19 protein-coding genes are annotated in these 20,497 nt (G+C 38.9%); 15 read left to right on the top strand and 4 right to left on the bottom strand.

Annotation, left to right across the window (positions count from 1 at the left end; genetic code table 11):
• Both ppk1 and L0668_RS09265 read right to left on the bottom strand, forming a co-directional pair.
• Entirely contained in the window at positions 1-2,073 is a 2,073-nt protein-coding gene (gene ppk1, locus L0668_RS09270) for a polyphosphate kinase 1 (protein ID WP_235311995.1), read from the bottom strand.
• 268 nt (positions 2,074-2,341) lie between these two features.
• A complete protein-coding gene (locus L0668_RS09265; protein WP_235311994.1) occupies positions 2,342-2,845 on the bottom strand; it encodes a glycine cleavage system transcriptional repressor in 504 nt (167 codons plus the stop codon).
• Between the two features lie 319 nt (positions 2,846-3,164).
• Here L0668_RS09265 and L0668_RS09260 point away from each other — a divergent pair, with 319 nt between their 5' ends.
• The 4 genes from L0668_RS09260 (at position 3,165) to L0668_RS09245 (ending at position 10,018) form a co-directional block, all read left to right on the top strand.
• A complete protein-coding gene (locus L0668_RS09260) occupies positions 3,165-3,842 on the top strand; it encodes a TIGR00153 family protein (protein WP_235311992.1) in 678 nt (225 codons plus the stop codon).
• Between the two features lie 12 nt (positions 3,843-3,854).
• Positions 3,855-5,123 (top strand): inorganic phosphate transporter, encoded by a 1,269-nt coding sequence (locus L0668_RS09255; RefSeq protein ID WP_235311990.1) that lies wholly within the window; start codon positions 3,855-3,857, stop codon positions 5,121-5,123.
• Between the two features lie 550 nt (positions 5,124-5,673).
• The gene (locus L0668_RS09250) at positions 5,674-7,269 is read left to right on the top strand and encodes a beta-helix domain-containing protein (RefSeq protein ID WP_235311988.1); all 1,596 of its coding nucleotides are present in this window, start codon (positions 5,674-5,676) and stop codon (positions 7,267-7,269) included.
• Positions 7,270-7,348: 79 nt separating this feature from the next.
• Positions 7,349-10,018: a TonB-dependent receptor plug domain-containing protein gene (locus tag L0668_RS09245; protein WP_235311986.1), complete on the top strand. Its 2,670-nt coding sequence runs from the start codon at positions 7,349-7,351 to the stop codon at positions 10,016-10,018.
• Between the two features lie 60 nt (positions 10,019-10,078).
• Here L0668_RS09245 and L0668_RS09240 read toward each other — a convergent pair whose 3' ends face one another.
• The gene (locus L0668_RS09240) at positions 10,079-10,531 is read right to left on the bottom strand and encodes a hypothetical protein (protein WP_235311984.1); all 453 of its coding nucleotides are present in this window, start codon (positions 10,529-10,531) and stop codon (positions 10,079-10,081) included.
• A gap of 554 nt (positions 10,532-11,085) precedes the next feature.
• On the opposite strand from L0668_RS09240, the gene L0668_RS09235 reads away from it, so the two are divergent.
• The 5 genes from L0668_RS09235 (at position 11,086) to L0668_RS09215 (ending at position 13,725) form a co-directional block, all read left to right on the top strand.
• Entirely contained in the window at positions 11,086-11,601 is a 516-nt protein-coding gene (locus L0668_RS09235; RefSeq protein WP_235311982.1) for a BrnT family toxin, read from the top strand.
• Between the two features lie 2 nt (positions 11,602-11,603).
• The gene (locus tag L0668_RS09230; protein WP_235311980.1) at positions 11,604-11,822 is read left to right on the top strand and encodes a BrnA antitoxin family protein; all 219 of its coding nucleotides are present in this window, start codon (positions 11,604-11,606) and stop codon (positions 11,820-11,822) included.
• A 687-nt stretch (positions 11,823-12,509) separates the two neighbouring features.
• Positions 12,510-13,025, top strand: coding sequence for a hypothetical protein (locus tag L0668_RS09225; protein ID WP_235311979.1), 516 nt, complete (start codon positions 12,510-12,512; stop codon positions 13,023-13,025).
• 107 nt (positions 13,026-13,132) lie between these two features.
• A complete protein-coding gene (locus L0668_RS09220) occupies positions 13,133-13,387 on the top strand; it encodes a type II toxin-antitoxin system HicA family toxin (protein WP_235311978.1) in 255 nt (84 codons plus the stop codon).
• Positions 13,384-13,725: a type II toxin-antitoxin system HicB family antitoxin gene (locus L0668_RS09215; protein WP_235311977.1), complete on the top strand. Its 342-nt coding sequence runs from the start codon at positions 13,384-13,386 to the stop codon at positions 13,723-13,725. Before L0668_RS09220 ends, L0668_RS09215 begins: the two co-directional genes overlap by 4 nt.
• A gap of 457 nt (positions 13,726-14,182) precedes the next feature.
• Here L0668_RS09215 and L0668_RS09210 read toward each other — a convergent pair whose 3' ends face one another.
• Complete coding sequence (locus L0668_RS09210; RefSeq protein ID WP_235311976.1) at positions 14,183-15,574, bottom strand: IgA Peptidase M64; 1,392 nt, start codon at positions 15,572-15,574, stop codon at positions 14,183-14,185.
• Between the two features lie 230 nt (positions 15,575-15,804).
• Here L0668_RS09210 and L0668_RS09205 point away from each other — a divergent pair, with 230 nt between their 5' ends.
• From L0668_RS09205 to L0668_RS09180, 6 genes are all read left to right on the top strand, one after another.
• Positions 15,805-16,260, top strand: a complete 456-nt coding sequence (locus L0668_RS09205) for a GNAT family N-acetyltransferase (protein ID WP_235311975.1) — start codon at positions 15,805-15,807, stop codon at positions 16,258-16,260.
• Positions 16,261-16,632: 372 nt separating this feature from the next.
• Positions 16,633-17,418 (top strand): DUF3450 domain-containing protein, encoded by a 786-nt coding sequence (locus L0668_RS09200; protein WP_235311974.1) that lies wholly within the window; start codon positions 16,633-16,635, stop codon positions 17,416-17,418.
• 12 nt (positions 17,419-17,430) lie between these two features.
• Entirely contained in the window at positions 17,431-18,816 is a 1,386-nt protein-coding gene (locus L0668_RS09195; protein WP_235311972.1) for a MotA/TolQ/ExbB proton channel family protein, read from the top strand.
• 8 nt (positions 18,817-18,824) lie between these two features.
• On the top strand, positions 18,825-19,349 hold the full coding sequence (locus tag L0668_RS09190) for a MotA/TolQ/ExbB proton channel family protein (protein ID WP_235311971.1): 525 nt from the start codon (positions 18,825-18,827) through the stop codon (positions 19,347-19,349).
• Between the two features lie 32 nt (positions 19,350-19,381).
• Positions 19,382-19,789 carry an ExbD/TolR family protein gene (locus L0668_RS09185; protein WP_235311970.1) on the top strand — a complete coding sequence of 136 codons (408 nt, stop codon included), beginning with the start codon at positions 19,382-19,384 and terminating at the stop codon, positions 19,787-19,789.
• A 32-nt stretch (positions 19,790-19,821) separates the two neighbouring features.
• Positions 19,822-20,430 carry an energy transducer TonB gene (locus L0668_RS09180; RefSeq protein ID WP_235312320.1) on the top strand — a complete coding sequence of 203 codons (609 nt, stop codon included), beginning with the start codon at positions 19,822-19,824 and terminating at the stop codon, positions 20,428-20,430.
• Positions 20,431-20,497: the final 67 nt, after the last annotated feature.

Below are 20,497 nucleotides of genomic sequence, written 5' to 3'. Positions count from 1 at the left end.
TTATCCTTTTTCGTTTGATTTTATATATTTGTACGTTTCTACTTGTGAGCGCAAGTGTTTTCGGTTGCCACGGCGTACATATTTATTCGTTTGTTCTTTGTCTATCACTCTGGCTTTCAAGGTATCTTTAAATTGTAAGTCGATAATGTCCAGAATTTTTTTCTTTAAATCAGCATCATAAATTGGACAACCTACTTCAATTCTAAAGTCCATGTTACGAGTCATCCAGTCAGCTGAGGAAATAAACATTTTTTGTTCGCCAGCACTTTCAAATATCATCACTCTTGGGTGTTCTAAAAACCTATCCACTACACTGATAATACTGATATTTTCACTGAGTCCTTTAACTCCAGGTACTAATGAACACATACCTCGAATAATCGCTTTAATTTTAACTCCGGCTTGACTGGCTTTGTACAGGTCATCAATTAAGGCTTTATCATCCAAGTTGTTGATTTTTATTATAATGCCTGCTTTTAAGCCTTCTTTAGCATTTTGAATTTCTTGTCTAATTAATAACTGTATTTTTGTGCGAGTATTTAATGGTGAAACTTGCAGGTGCTGAAATTTCTGCCTTTTATAGGGTTGTAGAATAAAGCTAAATACGTTTTCGGCTTCTTTAGCAATTTCTTGATTACGGGTGAACAAGCTAAAATCAGTATAAATTTTGGCGGTTTTTTCATTGAAGTTACCCGTGCCCAAATGTGCGTAGCGTACTAATTCACCTTTTTCTTCACGAGTGACTAAACAAAGTTTGCTATGGATTTTTAAGCTAGGCATACCAAATACCACTTTTACACCCGCATCTGTTAGTTTTTTAGCCCATTCAATATTGTTCTCTTCATCAAATCTAGCGCGCAATTCAATGACCACTGTGACTTTTTTACCATTATCAACTGCATCAATTAAAGAACTAATTACTCTTGATTGGCTTGCTACTCGGTAAATATTTAAACGAATATGTTTTACGCTTGGGTCAAAAGCTGCCTGTCGAATGAATTCAGTCACATGTAAAAACTTATGATACGGGTAATACAACAATATGTCTTTGGCTGTAATTGCATCAAACACAGTGTCGTAATCGGTAAAGTCTTTACTGGTCATAGCCGGTAATTTGGGATTCTCTAAGTAACTCCGACCGATATTAGGAAAGCCAATAAAGTCCTTAAAGTTACGATAAGAACCACTTGCAATTAAGCTGTCATAGGAAGATATTTTAAGACGTTTTTTCAGATCTTTTAAGGCGGAGTCTGGCATTCGGCTGTCGTAAACCACTCTGACAGGTTCAGCAATTAATCGTTGTTTCATACTCTCCGACATCTTTTCCATGTAACTTTCATCAATTTCGTCATTAATGGAATATTCGGAATCTCGGGTCATCTTAAAAGAGTAAGCTTCAAGTTTTTCAAACTCAATAAATCCTTTAAAAATACTTTCTAGGTTGAGGCGGATGATATCGTCTAACAATATGATGTATTTTTTCTTACGGCTTTTTTCTGGAGGAATAACCACAAATCGAGAAAGGCTATGGCTGGGTACTTCCACCACAGCGTATGCATCGGCCTTGTCAGTCCGTTGGATCCGAATATAAAGATAGGTTGTGGAGTCATTTAAACGTGATAAAAGTTTGACCTTTTTATTCAACAAAACTGGCGCTATATGGCATAAGATTTTGCTTTTGAAATAATTTTTCAACCAATCAGTGTGATATTGATTGAGATCTTCCTCGCCCAATAAAAATATATTGTACCGTGCTAAACCTTTAATCACCTCTTTATGACTGGTATCAAATTCGTCAGTCATAATTAACACTTTTTGTTGAATTTTCTCCATCAAGAGTTTGGTTTGTTCGGCTAGCTCCGTTTTACCTTCATTTATATAGATATAAATCAGTCGTTTAACGTCTGCTACCCTTACCCGATAAAACTCATCCATATTATTTGAATAAATGCCTAAAAAACGAATACGTTCAATAATTGGATTAGAGGGATCTTTGGCTTCTTGTAAAACTCTATGGTTAAAAGCTAACCAGCTTAGTTCTCGTGGATAATAAATTGTCGGTAGCTCAGGCATTGGGGGCTCTTATAATAACTGCACAAAACGAAGCATGTTCTACTATCAATGTGACAAAATTATGAATCTATATTAGTTCAAATATGTAATCTACGAGCAAAGGTATTCAAGTTTGGTGCCAGTAAACTTTCGACTTCCTTCTAAAGTTATAATCTAGTGAGGAGCTTTTTACAATACTCCCCACTTTGAATGATATCTATACAGTTTAAGTCAAATAGCTCCTAATAAATGTTTAACCAGAGTAATTTTAAGGTGACTATATTGAATTTTATTGTATTTCTATATCAACCATTAAATCGTTGGCCACAGACTCTAAGCTTTCACGTAAGTCTTCTAGGTCGAAGTCATTCGATACAGTAATTATGCTTGTTGCTGTAAATAAGATCCCTCCCCAGTTTGGTGCACTTTGGCAGCTAGAATCAAATTTTAAAATGTTTAAATTAAATTGATTCAGGGTGTTTGTGAGCTCTTGCACTATGCCTTTTCGATCATTGCCGGTTATTTCAATTTTTGCGGTTTGTCGATCTTCATCGTTAGATTCTTCTGCCGCTAACAAATGAATTTTTAAGTGGGGATGCTGAGAAAAAATATTGAGCAAATCAGGATGTTTTTCAACTGGTAAATCTATTTGTACAAAACCCGCAAAATGGCCTGCCATATGAGACAGGTTGCTACCTAGCCAGTTACCCCCTAAATCATAAACGGTTTGTGCTAGGTCATTAATTAAGCCTGGTTTATCTTGTCCTACTAAGGTAAATATCATGGGTTTCATAAAAGTGTCACATTTCTGTAATAAAGTGTTGCGCGTAGTTGTTGTAGCCTAATGTATATTTGCTTAAATGTAAGTGTTAGTTTGCAAGTTACTAACAAACTAGTAAAAAATATGTTGGATGAATTTTAACTAAAAGTTAAGTCATTCATAGAGATTTTAAGGGGGAATCCCCACACATGCCATTAAGTAGTATTGAATATACTCAATGTGGCTCGCACAAACCATGCTTGATTTGTAAAAGTTATTTATAAATTATTTTAAAAATAACCTTTATAAATCGACTATGGTTATTGATGTTTTAACATTGAAGAGAAAAATTATGCCAATGAATTCATTTTTGGGCGTGTTTGCAAAATCACCTCTAAAACCATTAGAAGATCATATCAACTTGGTTCATAAATCAAGCCAAGGTTTATTACCTTTTTTTGAAGCTGTGTATGCGCAAGATTGGAAAGTCGCACAAGAGACGCAACGTAAAATTTCAATGCTTGAAAAAGAAGCAGACGAAATTAAGCGTGAATTACGTCTTAGTTTGCCGGTTGGTATTTTTATGCCAATCCAACGTCAAGACGTTTTAGATTTATTAACTCAGCAAGACAAAATAGCGAATAAAGCTAAAGATATCTCTGGTCGTATATTGGGGCGCCAGTTAGTTATTCCATCTGAGTTACAAGAACCTTTTATGCAATATTTAAAGCGTTGTTTAGATGCCACAAATCAAGCTAAAAAAGTAATTAATGAATTAGATGATTTGTTAGAAACAGGTTTTAGAGGCCGTGAGTTACGAGTAGTTGAAGATATGATCGAACGGTTAGATGAAATTGAAGATGATACAGACGCGCTACAGATAGGCCTGCGTCGTGACTTACTTGCACTTGAAAAGGATCTCAACCCTGTAGATGTTATGTTTTTATATAGCATTATCGAATGGGTCGGCGAATTAGCCGATATTTCTGAAAGAGTCGGTTCACGACTTGAATTAATGTTAGCTAATTAAGAGATCCTAATAATGGAAATTATTAATAATTACGGTTTTGTATTGATCCTAGTCGCTGCTGCGGTAGGTTTTTTAATGGCATGGGGTATTGGTGCCAATGATGTTGCAAATGCTATGGGGACCTCTGTAGGTTCAAAAGCACTGACTATTAAACAAGCTATTTTGATCGCTATGGTATTCGAATTTGCCGGGGCGTATTTAGCCGGTGGTGAGGTAACCTCTACCATTCGTAAAGGTATTATCGATGCTGCATACTTTACTAACACTCCAGAGCTCTTGGTTTACGGTATGATATCTGCGTTATTGGCTGCTGGCTTGTGGTTAGCTTTTGCATCTTACTTAGGTTGGCCAGTATCGACTACTCACTCAATAGTGGGGGCAATTGTAGGTTTTGCTGCTGTAGGTGTGAGTGCTGATGCTGTTGAATGGGGCAAGGTCGGCGGCATTGTAGGAAGTTGGATTATTACTCCTGCTATATCCGGATTTATTGCTTTTTTAATCTTCCAGTCAGCTCAAAAACTGATTTTTGATACTGATAAACCTTTTGCTAACGCAAAACGCTACGTACCTTTTTATATGGGATTAGCTGGTTTTGTGATGGCCTTAGTGACTATCAAAAAAGGTCTAAAACACGTTGGTTTAGATATTCCAGCAGATCAAGGTTATTTCATCGCTATTGCTATCGCCATATTGGTGGGAATTATAGGTCGCTTATTTGTATCGCGTATTAAGCTAGATGAAAATGCTCAAAAAGATATGCAGTTTGCTAACGTTGAAAAAGTATTTGCTGTACTTATGATAGTCACCGCTTGTTGTATGGCCTTTGCTCATGGCTCTAACGATGTGGCAAACGCAATTGGTCCATTAGCCGCAGTTGTGAGTATTGTGGAAAGTGGCGGTGAGATTGGTAAAAAAGCGGCGCTAGTGTGGTGGATATTACCACTAGGTGGTATCGGTATTGTCGCTGGTTTAGCTTTATTTGGCCATCGTGTAATCGCCACAATCGGTAAAGGTATAACTCACTTAACCCCAAGTCGTGGTTTTGCAGCTGAGTTAGCTGCTGCTTGTACGGTTGTAATTGCTTCTGGTACTGGTTTACCTATCTCAACTACACAAACATTAGTTGGTGCTGTGTTAGGTGTAGGCATGGCACGTGGTATTGCTGCACTTAACTTAGGTGTGGTACGTAATATCGTTGTGTCTTGGGTGATAACTTTGCCTGCAGGTGCAGGTTTATCAATCATGTTCTACTTTATGATTAAAGGCATTTTTGCTCCTTAATCGAATGCTAGTTTAATCACTTAGCTCATAATAATTTAAAACCCCACTAGCAATGGCATTGCTAGTGGGGTTTTGTTTTTTAGGACTTTTAAAAGTTGATTTATACCAATCCACCTTAATATGTGATCACTCAGAATGCATCCAGCGGATTTTGATTAAGGCGTCGCTGTGCAGTAATGGTTGTTCCCTTTCAAATAGCGAGAACCAGCTTTTTTAAAAAGATAGGCGCAAAACCCGCTGGGGCATTCCTTTCAGGCGAGTTTTAAAAGAGTTTATTCTGTGTTGCATGACCTCGAAATAGAATTAGGTGATTTTAATAAAAAGCTATCAATCATGCGCCTTGACTAAACGCTTTTAAACTCTCGCTGAGTGACTACCTATTAATGGCGGATTGGTATTGTAAAGCAGGTGAATTTTATAAACTACTGTTTATAAAATCGATTATTAAACTTTTGTGACAATTTTATGATGTAACAAAACTGTCATGCTCCTTAGTTAATCTCTCTCGCGTTTTCATAAATAACAAATTTACTCGCATTTGGAGAGACTGATGGAACTTAAGAACATTTTTAAAGCTAGTGCAATCGTTACGGCATTAACTCTTGCTGGTTGTGGCGGTGATATCAATATCACCCCTACCGTTAATGACACTAGTGTTAACAACAGTAACAACACTACAACTACAAATAATGAAGGTAATAACAATGGCGGTGGTGTAGAGCCAGATGTTAATCCTTGTGCTTCATATGACGCTGATGGCGCAACTGTTCAAGGTGAGTTCACTGGCGGTAACTGTGAATATAGTAAAGACTTCGTTAGTCCAGCATCTCCATTGGCGAGTGATATTGAGTTGGTTAAATTAGATAACGGTGGCGTTCATTACTTTAAAAGTTCTTTAGTTGTTGGTGAAAACTGTAACACTTCAGATAGCTGTACTCTTATTGTAGATGGTCCAACTGTTGAAATTGAAGCTGGTGCTACTTTGGCATTTGACGATGCTTCATCTCGCGTACAAATCAACCGTGGTGCTAACATTGAAGCTGTTGGTACTTACAGTAACCCAATTACTTTCACTTCAGCCAATGCCATTGCAAGTTTAAAAGTATCTGATGCTCAACCTCAAGATTGGGGCGGTATTATGATTGATGGTTTCGGTATCACAGACCAATGTTCAGATGCTGAACGTGATGCGGTTACATGTAACGCTGAGAGTGAAGGCGCTGTGACCTATTATGGTGGTAGTGATAACACTGATAACAGTGGTACATTAAAATTCGTTAAAATTCATTACGCTGGCGGTTTACCAGCTGGTGCAGAAGAAGGTAACGACTTAAACTCTCTTAGTCTTTTTGCTGTTGGCTCAGGAACTACAATTGATTATATCGACATCTATGCAGGTTATGATGACGGTATCGAATTATTTGGTGGTGCTGTAAACCTTAAGCACATAGTAGTGACAGATACCCAAGATGACAGTATTGATATTGATGCTGGTTGGAAAGGTAATGCTCAATTTATTCTTGTTAAGCACGGCTCAGTCGTAAATGCTGCTGGTAACACTGTGCACATGGGGAATGGTGGTTTTGAATCTGACGGAACTAAAGTTAAAGATAACAACGTTGCTCCTTCTGCTCCTCAAATTGCCAACGTAACTGTATTAACCACAGATGAAATTTCAGTACGTGATGGTAAGTCTTCAGTTGCTATTAAGTTAGACGATTTCATTTCAGCGACTTGGTACAACACGCTTTTAGTTAAAACTACGGCTACTCAAAGTTACTGTTTCGAAAACTCATCTGATGCTGAACAAGTTGTTGTTGATGGAGACGTATCTATGATGAACTCAGTTGCGGCATGTGCGGTTTTAGGTAAGTCAGAGACAGTTGGAAGTACAACCTTCACGAACTGGTTAACTGACAATGCTGACGCCAATAACACAGTGTTAGGTGGTGATGCTGACGTATTAGCCGCTAACGGTTTTGCTACTATCGCAGATTTAAAAGTTCCTTATGATGTGACAACAATTGATGCTGGCTTTTTTGAAAGTGTAGACTTTATTGGTGCTGTAAGCCCTACTGATACTTCAAGCGACTGGTACGACTGGGCAAAAGATGCCTATGATAATGCCATTGCAAACGAACAATAAGTCGTTTAGTTGACAGATGTTTAGGCGTACTAGTTGTCTAGTTACGCCTTTTTTGTTCATTTTGAGTGTGGGATAAATCATGAAGACTCAATACAGCGCGAGTAAAATCTCGTTAGCGGTTGCATTAGGCCTTGTTACTGGTTCTCTACAAGCCCAACAACAAGATAATACAATCGATGAGGTGGTTACCACTGGTAGTCGCCTTCAAGGGACTGCAGCTGCGGTTATCGCTGAGCGAAAAAACCAAGCATTCGTGGCGGACATTTTAGGTTCTGATCAGATTGCTAGGACAGGTGATAGCGACGCTGCCTCGGCACTACGCCGTGTAACTGGATTAACTTTAGTTGACGGTAAATTTATATACGTACGTGGTTTAGGTGAGCGTTATTCTAGTGCCCGGCTTAATGGAGCTAGCATTCCTAGCCCAGATTTAACCCGTAACGTTATTCCATTGGATATCTTTCCAACCAATGTAATTGAAAGCCTAGCTGTGCAGAAAGCGTTTTCGCCTAATATGCCCGCAGCATTTGGTGGTGGTAGCGTAGACATACGCACTAAATCACTGCCTTCAGAATTTGTTGCAGGCATTCAACTAGGAATTGAAGGGAATTCGAATAATTCAGGTGGTTTTACATATAGTAAAAATGATAGTGGCCTACCTGATGATTTAGAAAGTGGGATTGTTCATTATCGCGGTGACTTTTCTTTTCGTAATATTATTGAAAAGCATAGTTTAACTGATAACGATAATGCATCAGCATTTCAACAAGCTTTTACAGCAAACCAAGGTTTGTTAAAGAGTTTGCCACGTAATATGGCTTTAACAGATGAATCGTTATCACCTAATATGTCTTTTCAAGGTGGTCTTGGTAATTCGTACGAGGAAGATTGGCTAGGCGGTACATTCGGCTTTTTAGCATCAGTCGCTTATGATAATAAATGGAATTATACAGAGCGTACCAACGCAGTTGTAAGTGCTGATAAAACAGATGATTGTGCAACATCATTTACCACTGCTGAGGATGTAAATAATACTTGTTATGACAGTATTACTGATTCGAAAGTGACCACAGAAAACGAACGGATCAATGGATTACTCACTTTGGGTTATCGCCTTGATACTCATGAGGTTAGCTATAGTAAAATCTACATTCAAGATAATGAAGATGAAACTGAAATTGGTATTAACCAAAACCCTAGTCAAGGAACAACTATCGCCGTCGATAATGAAGCCGATAGACAACATCAATTTACGTTTGAAGAGCGAGAGTTAGAAATAGATCAGTTTAAGGGGCAACACACCTTTTTAGATTGGTGGGGACTAGGCGCAGATTGGCAATATACTGAATCTGAAGTTCATACCGATATCCCATTAGATGTAACCTATAATTTCTCTGATAGTTATCTAAATAATGAGTATCAAGATAGTGTTATTAATGGTGGTAATGGTAACGCAAACTATCAATTTATTGAAATGCGTGACTTCATGAAGTCTTGGGGGGGGAATTTCAATTTACCCTTTAGTACTGGCAAGTTTGATATTGAACTAAAAACGGGTTGGGATTATTCAGATCGAGCGCGTTATTACACCACATCTAGCTTTTTCGTGAATAATAATGGTGCCGGTGTAACAGTGAATGAAGGTATTGACGGCGTATTAGGTTTGAGTGCATTTTTAACCGATGACTTTATTGATAACAATGAAGTATGGGTTTCATTCAATGAACCTGAAGCGCCTGAAGCTGACGATTATTTAGCTGCGCAAAAAGTTCAGGCTGGTTACGGATCATTCGACATTTTTTACGACAATACTTGGCGTATGAGTGGTGGTTTACGTTATGAATCATTTCAGCAAGTAACCTTAGAATCTTCAAGTTTGATTTTTAGTCGTGAAGATATTGAAAACTTCTACAGCCAAGAACGTATTCAAGATCGTACGATTAATGAAGATGACATATATCCAGCATTGAGTCTTACTTATATTGGTGGTGATGATTATCAGGTACGTTTGGGATACGGTGAAACGGTTGTTCGTCCTGATTTAAGGGAAGTTGTGCCTGTTGGTTATTTTGACCCATTAACAGATATTCGTACCACTGGTAGCTTATCATTGGCATCAAGCCAATTGAAAAACTACGATGCTCGTTATGAATTGTATGGAGACAATGGTGATAACTTAGCCTTATCTTTGTTCTATAAGGATATTGCAAACCCCATCGAAACCGTATTAGCTGTTGGTGACTCAAGTTATACTGCAACATTTACCAATGGTACTTCAGCTGAGTTATATGGTGTAGAAGCAGAATGGTTATATGATTTAACTAGTTTTGCAGACGGATTCTTTACCTCAGGTAATTTAACGTTAAGTGACTCGGAAGTAATTATTGAGGCGGCTGACGCGGGTAACTTAACCAATAAAGTTAAACGTATGAATGGGCACTCTAAATACGTAGTCAACTTGCAGTTAAACTATGATTCTGCAAATGGTGAGCATAGTGGTTCATTAGTTTACAACGTATTTGGTGAACGTATACTTGCTTCTGGTATCGGTGGACGTGGTGACGCTTATGAACAGCCATTCCATTCTTTAGATGCTATCTATACTTGGTACCCTGATTTTAATACTAAAGTTAAATTCAAAATGAAAAACTTACTAGGCAAAGACCAAGAAGTACTTCAATCAGGTGTTGCAGTTAGAACACGTGAAATTGGTACAACTTTTGGTGTTAGTTATAGTTACGAGTTTTAATTTTAATATTTGACTCAAAAAAGAGCCGCAATTGCGGCTCTTTTGATCAATACATAAATTTTAAATATTTTCACAAACCCAGCGGGTTCTTGGTTCTAATCTAGTTCCCGACTCTTCAACATAGCCGTTTACATTTTTGCCTTCTCTCCACCAATAATCGCATGCATAACCATTTACGTTAGTAGTACCATTCCAATCGTGAGACATCCACCTTGTGCCACAGGATGGGGCGCTTCCTTCGGCTGTTAAAACCTTGGTGATAGTTTTATCTTTCTCTAAGGAAACTTGCCTTTGATATTGTGCTGGGCATCCGACAGTGCCTGTAGGGTAATTATTATAATTAGGAATACCGAAGTACTCTAAGTTAGCTTCATACTCACATTCAACTACATATACTTCGACTTCGTATGTTTCATAAAAACAATTTTGTTCTGGAGCTGCATTCGCTACAAATACTGTAGCTAAAGCAACTGACACTGACAATAGTGAATTTTTGATTATATTGTAAATCATTAGTAATCCTTGTTTAACCTTAAATTTAAATCCGAAATTTATGCTATCAATATATAGCTAGGTAAATTTAATATCCTAATGTGAACTTTAAATGTCGGTTAGGTTAATTATTTACTCCAATAGCGAGCTCTGATAATTAGAACTGATTCCTAAGTATTACCTTGGACCTAACTTATAAAGTTATGCACTTACTTGATCAACAAAAAGAAATTGAATTTGAAGATGTGTAGTTACGCTCTTCAATTAAAGGCACTAAGTTGAGTTTGTCTGTTAAATACGACTTTTAATTTTTTGTAAGTTTTGTAGATTTTGTAGAGATAAGAATGGAAAGAGTCGCTGAACGCGGCTCTTTTTTGTTTTAAATACTTATTCACTACGTTCACCGCCATCCCTAGCTTTTTTGATACAGCATCCCTGCTGTACCAGTTACTTCTTTTCAAACGACAAAATAAGTAACCAAGAAAGTCTCTGCTCCCACCAAACTCCAGAACCATAAAATAATTGACTTCGATGTTGAGACGGCAATAAGCCGTTCCCAGCTATAAAGGATTGCCTTGTCCGAGCATCCTTGCTCGGACACTCAACAAGCCAATTATTTAATGGGGAATTTGGATTCGCGAAAAAATCAAAAGCATGGCTTCGCCACTAAGAAAAAGCAGAATGTTAGCCTGTCATTCTGGTGGTTCCTGTTAACTACATACAGGAATGACGAGAGCCGGAATCGGTTTGTTTTAGCAAGGCTTGGCGACTTTGACAAATCTTTGTGGTGTACATACAATGTACATATGATTAAGTTCGAATGGAATGCGGCTAAAGCTGCGGCAAACATTAAAAAACATGGAGTTTCTTTTGAAGAAGCCAAATCTGTGTTTTTTGATGAGTTTGCGCTGCAGTTCTTTGATCGAGAGAGTTCCAATACCGAAGATCGTTTTTTGATGCTGGGTATGAGCAATCAAACTAATTTGTTACTGGTTTGTCATTGTGAGCGTGATGATGGAAATGTAATCAGAGTTATATCAGCAAGAAAAGCCACAAAGAACGAGAGTAAAAATTATCAGCGAGGGCATTAATTATGAAAGATGAATATGATTTATCAGTAATGGAGTCGCGTAAAAACCCTTACGCCAGTAAATTGAAAAAATCCGTGACTATGCGTCTTGGTGAAGATGTGATTGCCTACTTTAAAAACATGGCTGAAGAGTCAGGTGTTCCATATCAGAGTCTTATTAATTTATATTTACGTGATTGCGTGGCGACTCATAAAAAAATAGATATTAATTGGCGAACGTAAGGTGTCGTCATCAGACGGGGCTTTAAAGCATGTGCTACGCACACTTCATTCACTTCGTTCAGCCATCTCGGTAACTGCTCCTGCGTTACTCTACCTTCCGCCATCCTTGGCGGTCGCATGCGTTTTTGATACAGCATCCTTGCTGCACCAGTTACTTCTTTTATGTAATACATCCATGTATTTCCCCCTTCGGGCCAGCTAAAGCAGTTCCATTTTAATCCCGTAAAAATTGGTCAACGACAAAATAAGTAACCAAGAAAGTCTCTGCTTCTACCAAATTCCAGAACCATAAAATAATTGACTTCGATGCTGAGAGGGCAATAAGCCGCTCCCAGCTATAAAGGATTGCCTTGTCCGAGCGTCCTTGCTCGGACACTCAACAAGCCAACTATTTTATGGGGAATTTTGAGTCGCGGGGAAATCAAAAGCATGGCTGCGCCACAAAGGCAAAAGAAGGGAAGTATAGAACCTGACGCTGCTGCTTTTTGCCTAGCTTAAACAGGTATGTATTTAATCCGACCCTAGCTTTCCTCAAATGAGATAATAAAAAACTCTTCTTTGCGAATGTGTAAGAGTATGAAAAGATAGAAAAATTAAATATATGGGAATAAAAAGGGGCAGCTCCAATTTCGGAGTTAACCCGACTTCCGACTAATAACTGTTAGGATCACTTGGAGTTATTGCACAATGTCAGCCAATGAAAAAAGGGATGTACTTATTCACTTTGATGAAGATGGGGAAGAGATAATCTTCTACACGGTTGATTCGGCGTCTACTGAAACAATTAGAAAAAGTGAGTTCGACGGTGCCCGAACTGAAATTGAGTGGTTTCAAGATAAAATTCCGGATGAAGCAGAAAAAGATTTGGGATCAATGATTTTTTCCTTAATAGATGCATTTTCCGCCAAGAAAGTAATGATTCGTGATTATAAAGCACTCAGTGATACTGCTCACCAAGAATACATTGCCGATCTTGAGCGTGAATCAGAGAACAATTCAGCCGAAGCAAAATATTATCTTTTTATCGATTTTCACGCTCGTGCACTAAAAGAGTGTGACCTTGGGTGTTTGAATAAAGCAGAGTCATTGTTACGATTATCGGCTGATCTAGGCTACCAGGAAGCTGAAGCTCGATTGAACAGCGACTGGGAGTTGATGAAAGGCGCAGTGCTGAGGAGAATAAAGCGTAGTAATAAATCCTAACAATCACAGCCAAGGCGACGCCAAAGAGCGGCGCGCTTACTGTAGGCGTTATAGCTCATCCATAGCTCTCGCTTGACGGTACTACAATATAGTACTACGATCGCTTCATGAAGAAAAAGCATCAAAAAACACTCGCACTTATTTTTGCTAGGCCTGTAAGTGGAAATGTAAAATGGAAAGACATTGAGTTGTTGTTTATTGAACTAGGTGCGGAAATAGTTGAGGGTGAAGGTTCTCGTATTGGTGTGAGGCTGTTTGGTGAGCGCAGAGTGTTTCATTGTCCGCACCCATCACCTGATACGGATAAAGGTGCTGTGAGTAGTATTCGACGTTGGTTTGAGATGAATGAGGTGAAACCATGAAAAATGTTATGAAAATTGATGGTTATGATGCTGTTATTAATTATGATCCTGAAATTGAAATGTTTCGGGGAGAATTTACTAATTTGAATGGAGGCGCAGATTTTTATGCTTCTGATATTAAGGGGTTGCATAAAGAAGGTCAGCTATCACTAAATATGTTCCTTGAAATGTGCAGTGAAGATGGCGTGAACCCTAGAAAAAATTACTCAGGTAAATTCAATGTTCGCATTAGCCCAGAACTGCATGAAAGCCTAGTTCTCAAAGCTTCAGCAACAGGGAAAAGTATTAATCAGATTGTTGTCGAATCTATATCAAATACCGTTGTGAGTGAGCTATAAAATCAAGGAGTCCTAGTCGCTGAAGGGATTCACTTTCATGGTGTTCGGGACATACTAAAATAAATGGGCAATCCAAATGAATGTTCACTAGTCTGTTAAATTTTTTTTCTAAATGGCAACGCCATGCTTTTGATTTTTTCGCGACTGAAACTTTCCCTAAAAAAAACTGTCCTTGTCGAATGTCCAAATAGGGACATTTGGGCAAGGGCATCTTTTATAGCATGGATGCGACTTATGCCCGTTTCGACTTTGAAGGATAGGGTTTTTTAGGTCAGGAAAGTTTGTGGAGCACGGGCCTTTTTGCATACTTTTTGCGGCTGTTGGTAAAAAGTCTGTCGAGCCTCAGGGATGAGGTTTGAAAATCCGCAATGGATTGCGGTACGCGAAGCGTATATCTTTTAGGTGAGCGTAGCTCATGCCCTGTATGCGAAGCACATATAATGGCGTAGCCATTAAATTATTCACTTGAATACAATTCAATCACATCAACAATGGCTTGTTGGCACACATTGCAAAAATCATCAGTGCGGGTAAACATAATGCAGTTTAACTCACTGCGATAAAAGCCTTTGGCCGAATAGTTTGCCCCTTCAAACGCGCCGATTACATGGTTAAACTCGGCTTTAGAAAACATGCCTTCCACAACCCCCTGATTTTGTTTGAATAATCTTTCCATTTCGCTTTCTGGTTTATTGGCTTTACGCAATTGGCTACGGGTTTGTTGATATTCATGGGTGTGTTTTTCATATGCTTGTTTGGGCCAAGGGGTGGGCAAGGGAGTGTGTGTGTTCACTTTTTCATGCCATTTTAATGTTTCGCCATCTAATAAGGCCGTTACATTTGGCTCATAAGGTTCAATGATATTGGTTGGTTTAGCGTAGGCAACTGAAGCCGCATAGTATTCATCGGCAAGCCCGGCAAAGTGATGGCCAAACTCATGAATAAACAGATAATCTGCCCACTTATTATTGGCAGCTGCGGTTGAAAATAAACCGTAAATACCGCCACCGCCATAGGTGTCATTGTTTACGATAATTTCAACAAAGTCGTAGGGAGCGGATGAGGCAATACGTCGAAAATTGCGGTTGTCATTGGTTAACACATAACGCTCAGAGCCAAAAGCATCATAAGTCACACCTAGTGCGCTATCACGATAAGTTTTCGTTGATGGCCGTGAAACGCCGCTCTTATTAGTAAGCGGGGCTAAAGCCCATACGTTGAAGTTTTTTCTGTTTTCCTTGAATGGGCTGGTGGCAAATAATGCTTCACTAAGCGCTTTTGCTGAGGCTTTAAATTTAGCTAGTTCTGCTGCCGTATAACCATCACCCAAAATAAGCAAATCGACTTTATGTTTTGGATCGCCATTTTGCTCAATGGCAATAAGTTGTTCACTGTATGCTGCTGATTCTCTGTGGTTTAAGTAATGATTTGGATCGATCTCTGTGCTCCATACCTTTTGAAATTGATGATTTGTATCACGTTTTTCAATTTCAATAATGACTTCGTCCTCTGGCATAGGAAATCGCAATGATTCATGGAATGTTCGTTTTATTTTGTTAGCTTCTGCGGTGGTTTCCCATTCTCCATAAATAGAGCTATAACTGCGGGTAAACAACAATTCTTGGGACATTTTGTTTTTCACAATAAAGCGGTACTTACCACGATTTAGATTATCGAAAACTTGTGAGTTTGGACCAGGCCAAGCTAATGGTTCAACTACTACCCTGTCTAATGAGAAAACTTCTTGTTGACTATCGCCGGTGTGATAGTAATCAAGCCGCAAGGTTTGTACCTTGGCAGAAGCGCTGAAAGATAATACTAATGCTAAAAACCTAATGATATTTTTCATTGTTCCCCTAAAAAACAGCAAAGCCTATTAAAAACTTTAACAGAGGCACCTTGCATAAGGAACCTACTGGCTCAGGTTAATTAAGTCTGCATGGCCTTAGCCTTGAAGAGTAATCTTTTTGATAGGATTTTTTGACTACAATGCAGATGAATTATGTTTCAATGCGTCAAGTTTGCTTTAACCTCAACCTGAAAAGGTGTTAAAGCGCAATGTCAGTCTTGAGGCAAAGTATGATAATAAAACTTGAAAATTCTAATGAAATCGTTGCGAATCAAATTTATTCTGTTTTTCAAAACTCGTATAAAGTTGAAGCTCAGCTTATTGATGTTGCTAAGTTCCCACCTCTGTCACGTAGTGCCAACAATATAGCTAATTCAAAAACTGAGTTTTATGGTTTTAGTGATAATTATACTCTTGCAGCAGTTATTGAAATAGAAATAGATAAAAAACAATTAGATATTCATAGTTTAACTGTTGATCCAAAGTACTTTAGACAGGGGATAGCAGACAAGTTGATAAACTATGTTCTTAAAACCTTCGACATCTCAATTGCGATTGTAGAAACCGCTACGGTAAATAAACCTGCAATTAATTTGTATGAGAAGCATGGTTTTCTCGAATTTAAAAGGTGGACTCCGTCCCATGGTATTGAAAAGCTAGCTATGTTGGTTGAATTGGTGGCCTAACCAGTTAATTTGTGACCTTGACCTTTCAAGTTTTGTATTTCCCCTATTCTGAGTTCAGCTGTTGTAAAAAACAAATCAGTGAACCTAATCCCAGTGACATAGTTATGTCTTAATAGCTTAGTTTGAATAATAGCCCCATCAAATATCATATTTTTGTCATATAACTGCAATCTTATTGGTGTTTAATTGTTCTTTTAGGTATGTCAATTCAATATCTCTAAATGACTGGCAAACATAGTGTTTTTAAATAATTGTAGTCGCGTCATTTTACTGTCACATACTTGTAATATTTCTGTCACACAAAGTGCTTATCCTGCTCGCAGTTTTGAATTATCAGTAAACCACTGATGGACAATATTTAGGGTTTGAAGCATGAAACAACTAACAAAGTTTCCTGATACATTAAAGAAAGTATCAGCTGCATTAATAACAATATTTGCAGCGACAAACAGTCTAGCTCAGGAAGGAAAGTTCCTAGAGCCGGCGGTTAATAAAGCTACTGAAATCAACCAGTCAGCGGTGAAATCTCAAGAAAAGATCAATAAAATCACCGACCAAATTGGTGACAAGTTGCAGCAGTTTAAAGCTATTAATAAAGAAACTACAGGCTTGGACGTCTACAACGGTCAATTAGCCAAACAAATCGACAACCAAATGCAAGAAATGGCTGACTTAAATGCAGCTATTGACGATGTTAGTGTTATCGAACGTCAAATCACTCCACTTATGATGCGAATGATCACTGGGCTTGAACAGTTTGTGAGCTTAGATGTGCCGTTTTTGCCTAAAGAAAGGGCTAAGCGTGTAGAAGATTTAAAAAACATGATGGATAGAGCAGATATCGCGCCTTCTGAAAAGTTTCGGCGTGTGATGGAAGCTTACCAAGTTGAAATGGATTACGGACGCACTTTAGAAGCTTACAGTGGCCTACATACAATTGATGGTCAAGAGCGTGATGTGGACTTTTTAAGAGTAGGGCGTACTGCACTTATTTATCAAACACGTGATGCAAGTTTGCAGGGTTCTTGGAATAAGAAAGCCGGCGAGTGGCAAGCATTACCTTCTAGTTACCGCACACAAGTGACTAAAGGTTTGCGTATGGCCAAGAAACAACTCGCTCCAGACCTATTAATGCTACCTGTAGCCATGACAGATTAAGGCCTGATTAAAATGAAATTTTTAAATAAAAACTTATTATTAGTTTGTTTGTTAAGTGTAGTCACAGGCTTTGCATCTGCTAAAGAAGATACCGCTCTTGATTTAGATGCCTTGTTAAAACAATTAGAGCAAGGTCAGTTTGAGCAAAATAAACAAAATGCTCAACGTGAAATGGAATTTGCACAAAAACGTTCTGAGCAAGATGCCATGCTTAGTCAAGCTAAATCAACTCGTAATCAAGCATTAGCTCTATCTGAAAAGTTAGAAACTCAGTTTGAAGAGAACGAATTTAAATTAGCTGATTTAAACGAAGCCATGAACAAACGTTTAGGTTCGTTAAAAGAGTTGTTTGGTGTGTTGCAGCAAGTGTCTGGTGATACCAAAAGTAAATTCCAAAACTCAATTATTTCGGCACAAATACCTGGTCGTGCTGAATTTTTAGATAACTTAGCTCAGTCAATGGGTGCCAGTTCTAAACTAGCATCTATCGAAGAAATTGAACGTGTCTGGTTTGAAATGCAACGTGAAATGACAGAATCAGGCAAGGTGACTACATTCACCACAGACGTAATTGAAGCTGGCGGTAATAAAGTCAGTAAAGAAGTGTTACGTGTGGGGCCGTTTGCTCTAGCCGCTGAAGGAAAATACCTAGATTACAATGGTACGACAGGCTCTGTAGCTGAATTAATTCGTCAGCCTGCTGGTCGTTACGGTGACAGTGCAGCGGCTTTACAACAGTCTTCAGGGGATTTAGTTGAGTTTGGTTTAGACCCAACAGGCGGTTCAATTCTTAAGTTGTTGGTGCAAGCTCCAAGTTTGAAAGAGCGCGTTGAACAAGGTGGAACGGTGGGTTACATCATCTTGTCTGTAGGTGCTGTTGGTCTACTTATCGCACTTTGGAGATTCATAGTGCTAGGCATAGAAGGCGCTAAAGTTAATCGTCAATTAAAGTCGAGCACTTTTAAAACTAATAACTCACTAGGCCGCGTCATGAAAGCTCGTGACGATTACCCGGAAGCTGATACAGAAGCGCTTGAGTTACACCTTACCGAAGCTATTTTAGGTGAAGTACCTAAATTAGGACGCTTCTTACAGATTATTAAAGTGATGTCTGTTGTGGCTCCGCTTATGGGCTTACTTGGTACGGTTTCGGGCATGATTAACACTTTCCAAGCGATTACCTTATTTGGTACAGGTGACCCGAAATTGATGGCTGGTGGTATTTCAACAGCACTTGTTACCACAGTACTTGGCTTGGTTGTAGCTATCCCAATGACCTTACTTTATGCCATGTTGAATACTCGTAGCAAAAACATAGTGTATGTGTTGCAAGAACAAGCAGCCGGTGTGATTGCTGAGCGTGCCGAAGCGCAAAATTCTAGTAAAGCTAAAGCGTAAACAAAGCCATGATTGAAATTCTAGAAACCATTCGAGATTTTACCGAAACCGGTGGGCAAGTCCTACTGGTTATCGGAGCACTCATTTTTGTGATGTGGTTGATGATTTTAGAAAGAGCTATGTATGTGTTTGTAACGCACAAGCAATACAAAAAGAACGTCATTGCTAAATGGAACGCCAGAGCTGAACGCTCTTCTTGGAATGCTGAGCAAGTACGTCAAGCCATGATTTCTAGAGTGTCACTTAAGTTAGGGGCCGGTATTCCTATTATTCAATCATTGGTTGCTTTGTGTCCTTTGTTAGGTTTGATGGGCACAGTTACCGGCATGATTGAAGTATTTGACGTAATGGCTATTTCAGGTTCGGGTAATGCTCGCTCAATGGCATCGGGGGTATCTAAAGCAACTATCCCCACTATGGCTGGCATGGTAGGCGCGCTGTCTGGTGTTTTTGCCTCAAGTTGGTTGTCACGTACCACTAAATCAGAACGAGCAAAATTAGAAGACGCGTTAATGATGGAACGCCACATTTAACCGGCTCAATTGAGAAAGAATAAGAGAAATTTATGAAACAACATTTTCAAAACATGATGGATGACGAAGAAGCAGCAATTGATATGACACCTATGTTAGACGTAGTGTTTATTATGCTGATCTTCTTTATCGTGACGGCTTCGTTTGTGAAAGAAGCAGGGATTGATGTAAATCGCCCTGAAGCGGCTACGGCTGTTAAGAAAGATCGCGCTAACATTTTAGTGGCTATCAGTGACAAAGGCGAAATTTGGATCAATAAACGTAAAATCGATGTGCGCGCTGTACAAGCCAATATTGAACGTTTATATGCTGAAAACCCTCAAGGTACTGTGGTTATTCAAGCTGATAAAAAAGCCACAACTGATGTGTTAATTAAAGTGATGGATGCTTCACGCGCAGCAGGCATTTTAGATGTCTCGATAGCAGCACAAGAGCCTTAGGTCCCTTTATGTCCAAGACTATGCCTCAGACAATATCAAGACTAACTATTGCCATCCTACTAGCGGGTATTGTTACCTTAGGATTGTTTTTCTTAATGCAATCGTTAATTCAAAGTGGTGGCAGTGCCCTGACAGACGCACCTAAAGGCAGTGTCTTAGATTTTGTACGTGTTAAGAAAGAAGAAGCAATACAGAAAAAAGATCGCAAACCTAAAAAGCCACCTAAGCCTAAAGAGCCGCCACCAGATATGGCTCCTCCACAAATGGATTCACCTAGTCCTGATAATGCTACTGCGGGTATGGATTTTGGTGCTGATGTGGCAGCTGATGTGTCTTTAGATGGTGGATTAGCCTTAGATTCAGGTGATGGTGAGTATTTGCCAATTGTGCGAGTTGCCGCTGTTTATCCAAGACGTGCCTTGCAGCGAGGTATTGAAGGATATGTAGATGTGACTTTTACCGTATCTAAACTTGGCTCGGTAAAAGATCCAAAAGTATTACAAGCATCACCAGAAGGTATTTTTGAGCAAGCGGCGTTAGACGCCACACTTAAATATAAATATAAACCACGCGTTGTGAATGGCGAAGCCATGGAAGTTTCCGGTGTTGAAGTGCGCGTGACATTCGAAATTGGAGGCTAGGGCCGTGATCAAACAAAAAATGGCTAATAAAAGAGTGACTAATACCATGTTAACAAAATCAAGGCTT

Source organism: Paraglaciecola algarum (assembly GCF_021532655.1).
GTDB classification, from domain to species: Bacteria; Pseudomonadota; Gammaproteobacteria; order Enterobacterales; family Alteromonadaceae; genus Paraglaciecola; species Paraglaciecola algarum.
The sequence above is the reverse complement of the archived record's forward strand: the minus strand, read 5'-3'. Positions and strand labels throughout refer to the sequence as shown.

Excerpts from the sequence above, each read along its gene's own strand:
- ppk1 (WP_235311995.1), bottom strand. The coding sequence starts at position 2,073 with ATGCCTGAGCTACCGACAATTTATTATCCACGAGAACTAAGCTGGTTA.
- L0668_RS09265 (WP_235311994.1), bottom strand. The coding sequence starts at position 2,845 with ATGAAACCCATGATATTTACCTTAGTAGGACAAGATAAACCAGGCTTA.
- L0668_RS09260 (WP_235311992.1), top strand. The coding sequence starts at position 3,165 with ATGCCAATGAATTCATTTTTGGGCGTGTTTGCAAAATCACCTCTAAAA.
- L0668_RS09255 (WP_235311990.1), top strand. The coding sequence starts at position 3,855 with ATGGAAATTATTAATAATTACGGTTTTGTATTGATCCTAGTCGCTGCT.
- L0668_RS09250 (WP_235311988.1), top strand. The coding sequence starts at position 5,674 with ATGGAACTTAAGAACATTTTTAAAGCTAGTGCAATCGTTACGGCATTA.
- L0668_RS09245 (WP_235311986.1), top strand. The coding sequence starts at position 7,349 with ATGAAGACTCAATACAGCGCGAGTAAAATCTCGTTAGCGGTTGCATTA.
- L0668_RS09240 (WP_235311984.1), bottom strand. The coding sequence starts at position 10,531 with ATGATTTACAATATAATCAAAAATTCACTATTGTCAGTGTCAGTTGCT.
- L0668_RS09230 (WP_235311980.1), top strand. The coding sequence starts at position 11,604 with ATGAAAGATGAATATGATTTATCAGTAATGGAGTCGCGTAAAAACCCT.
- L0668_RS09225 (WP_235311979.1), top strand. The coding sequence starts at position 12,510 with ATGTCAGCCAATGAAAAAAGGGATGTACTTATTCACTTTGATGAAGAT.
- L0668_RS09220 (WP_235311978.1), top strand. The coding sequence starts at position 13,133 with ATGAAGAAAAAGCATCAAAAAACACTCGCACTTATTTTTGCTAGGCCT.
- L0668_RS09215 (WP_235311977.1), top strand. The coding sequence starts at position 13,384 with ATGAAAAATGTTATGAAAATTGATGGTTATGATGCTGTTATTAATTAT.
- L0668_RS09210 (WP_235311976.1), bottom strand. The coding sequence starts at position 15,574 with ATGAAAAATATCATTAGGTTTTTAGCATTAGTATTATCTTTCAGCGCT.
- L0668_RS09205 (WP_235311975.1), top strand. The coding sequence starts at position 15,805 with ATGATAATAAAACTTGAAAATTCTAATGAAATCGTTGCGAATCAAATT.
- L0668_RS09200 (WP_235311974.1), top strand. The coding sequence starts at position 16,633 with ATGAAACAACTAACAAAGTTTCCTGATACATTAAAGAAAGTATCAGCT.
- L0668_RS09195 (WP_235311972.1), top strand. The coding sequence starts at position 17,431 with ATGAAATTTTTAAATAAAAACTTATTATTAGTTTGTTTGTTAAGTGTA.
- L0668_RS09190 (WP_235311971.1), top strand. The coding sequence starts at position 18,825 with ATGATTGAAATTCTAGAAACCATTCGAGATTTTACCGAAACCGGTGGG.
- L0668_RS09185 (WP_235311970.1), top strand. The coding sequence starts at position 19,382 with ATGAAACAACATTTTCAAAACATGATGGATGACGAAGAAGCAGCAATT.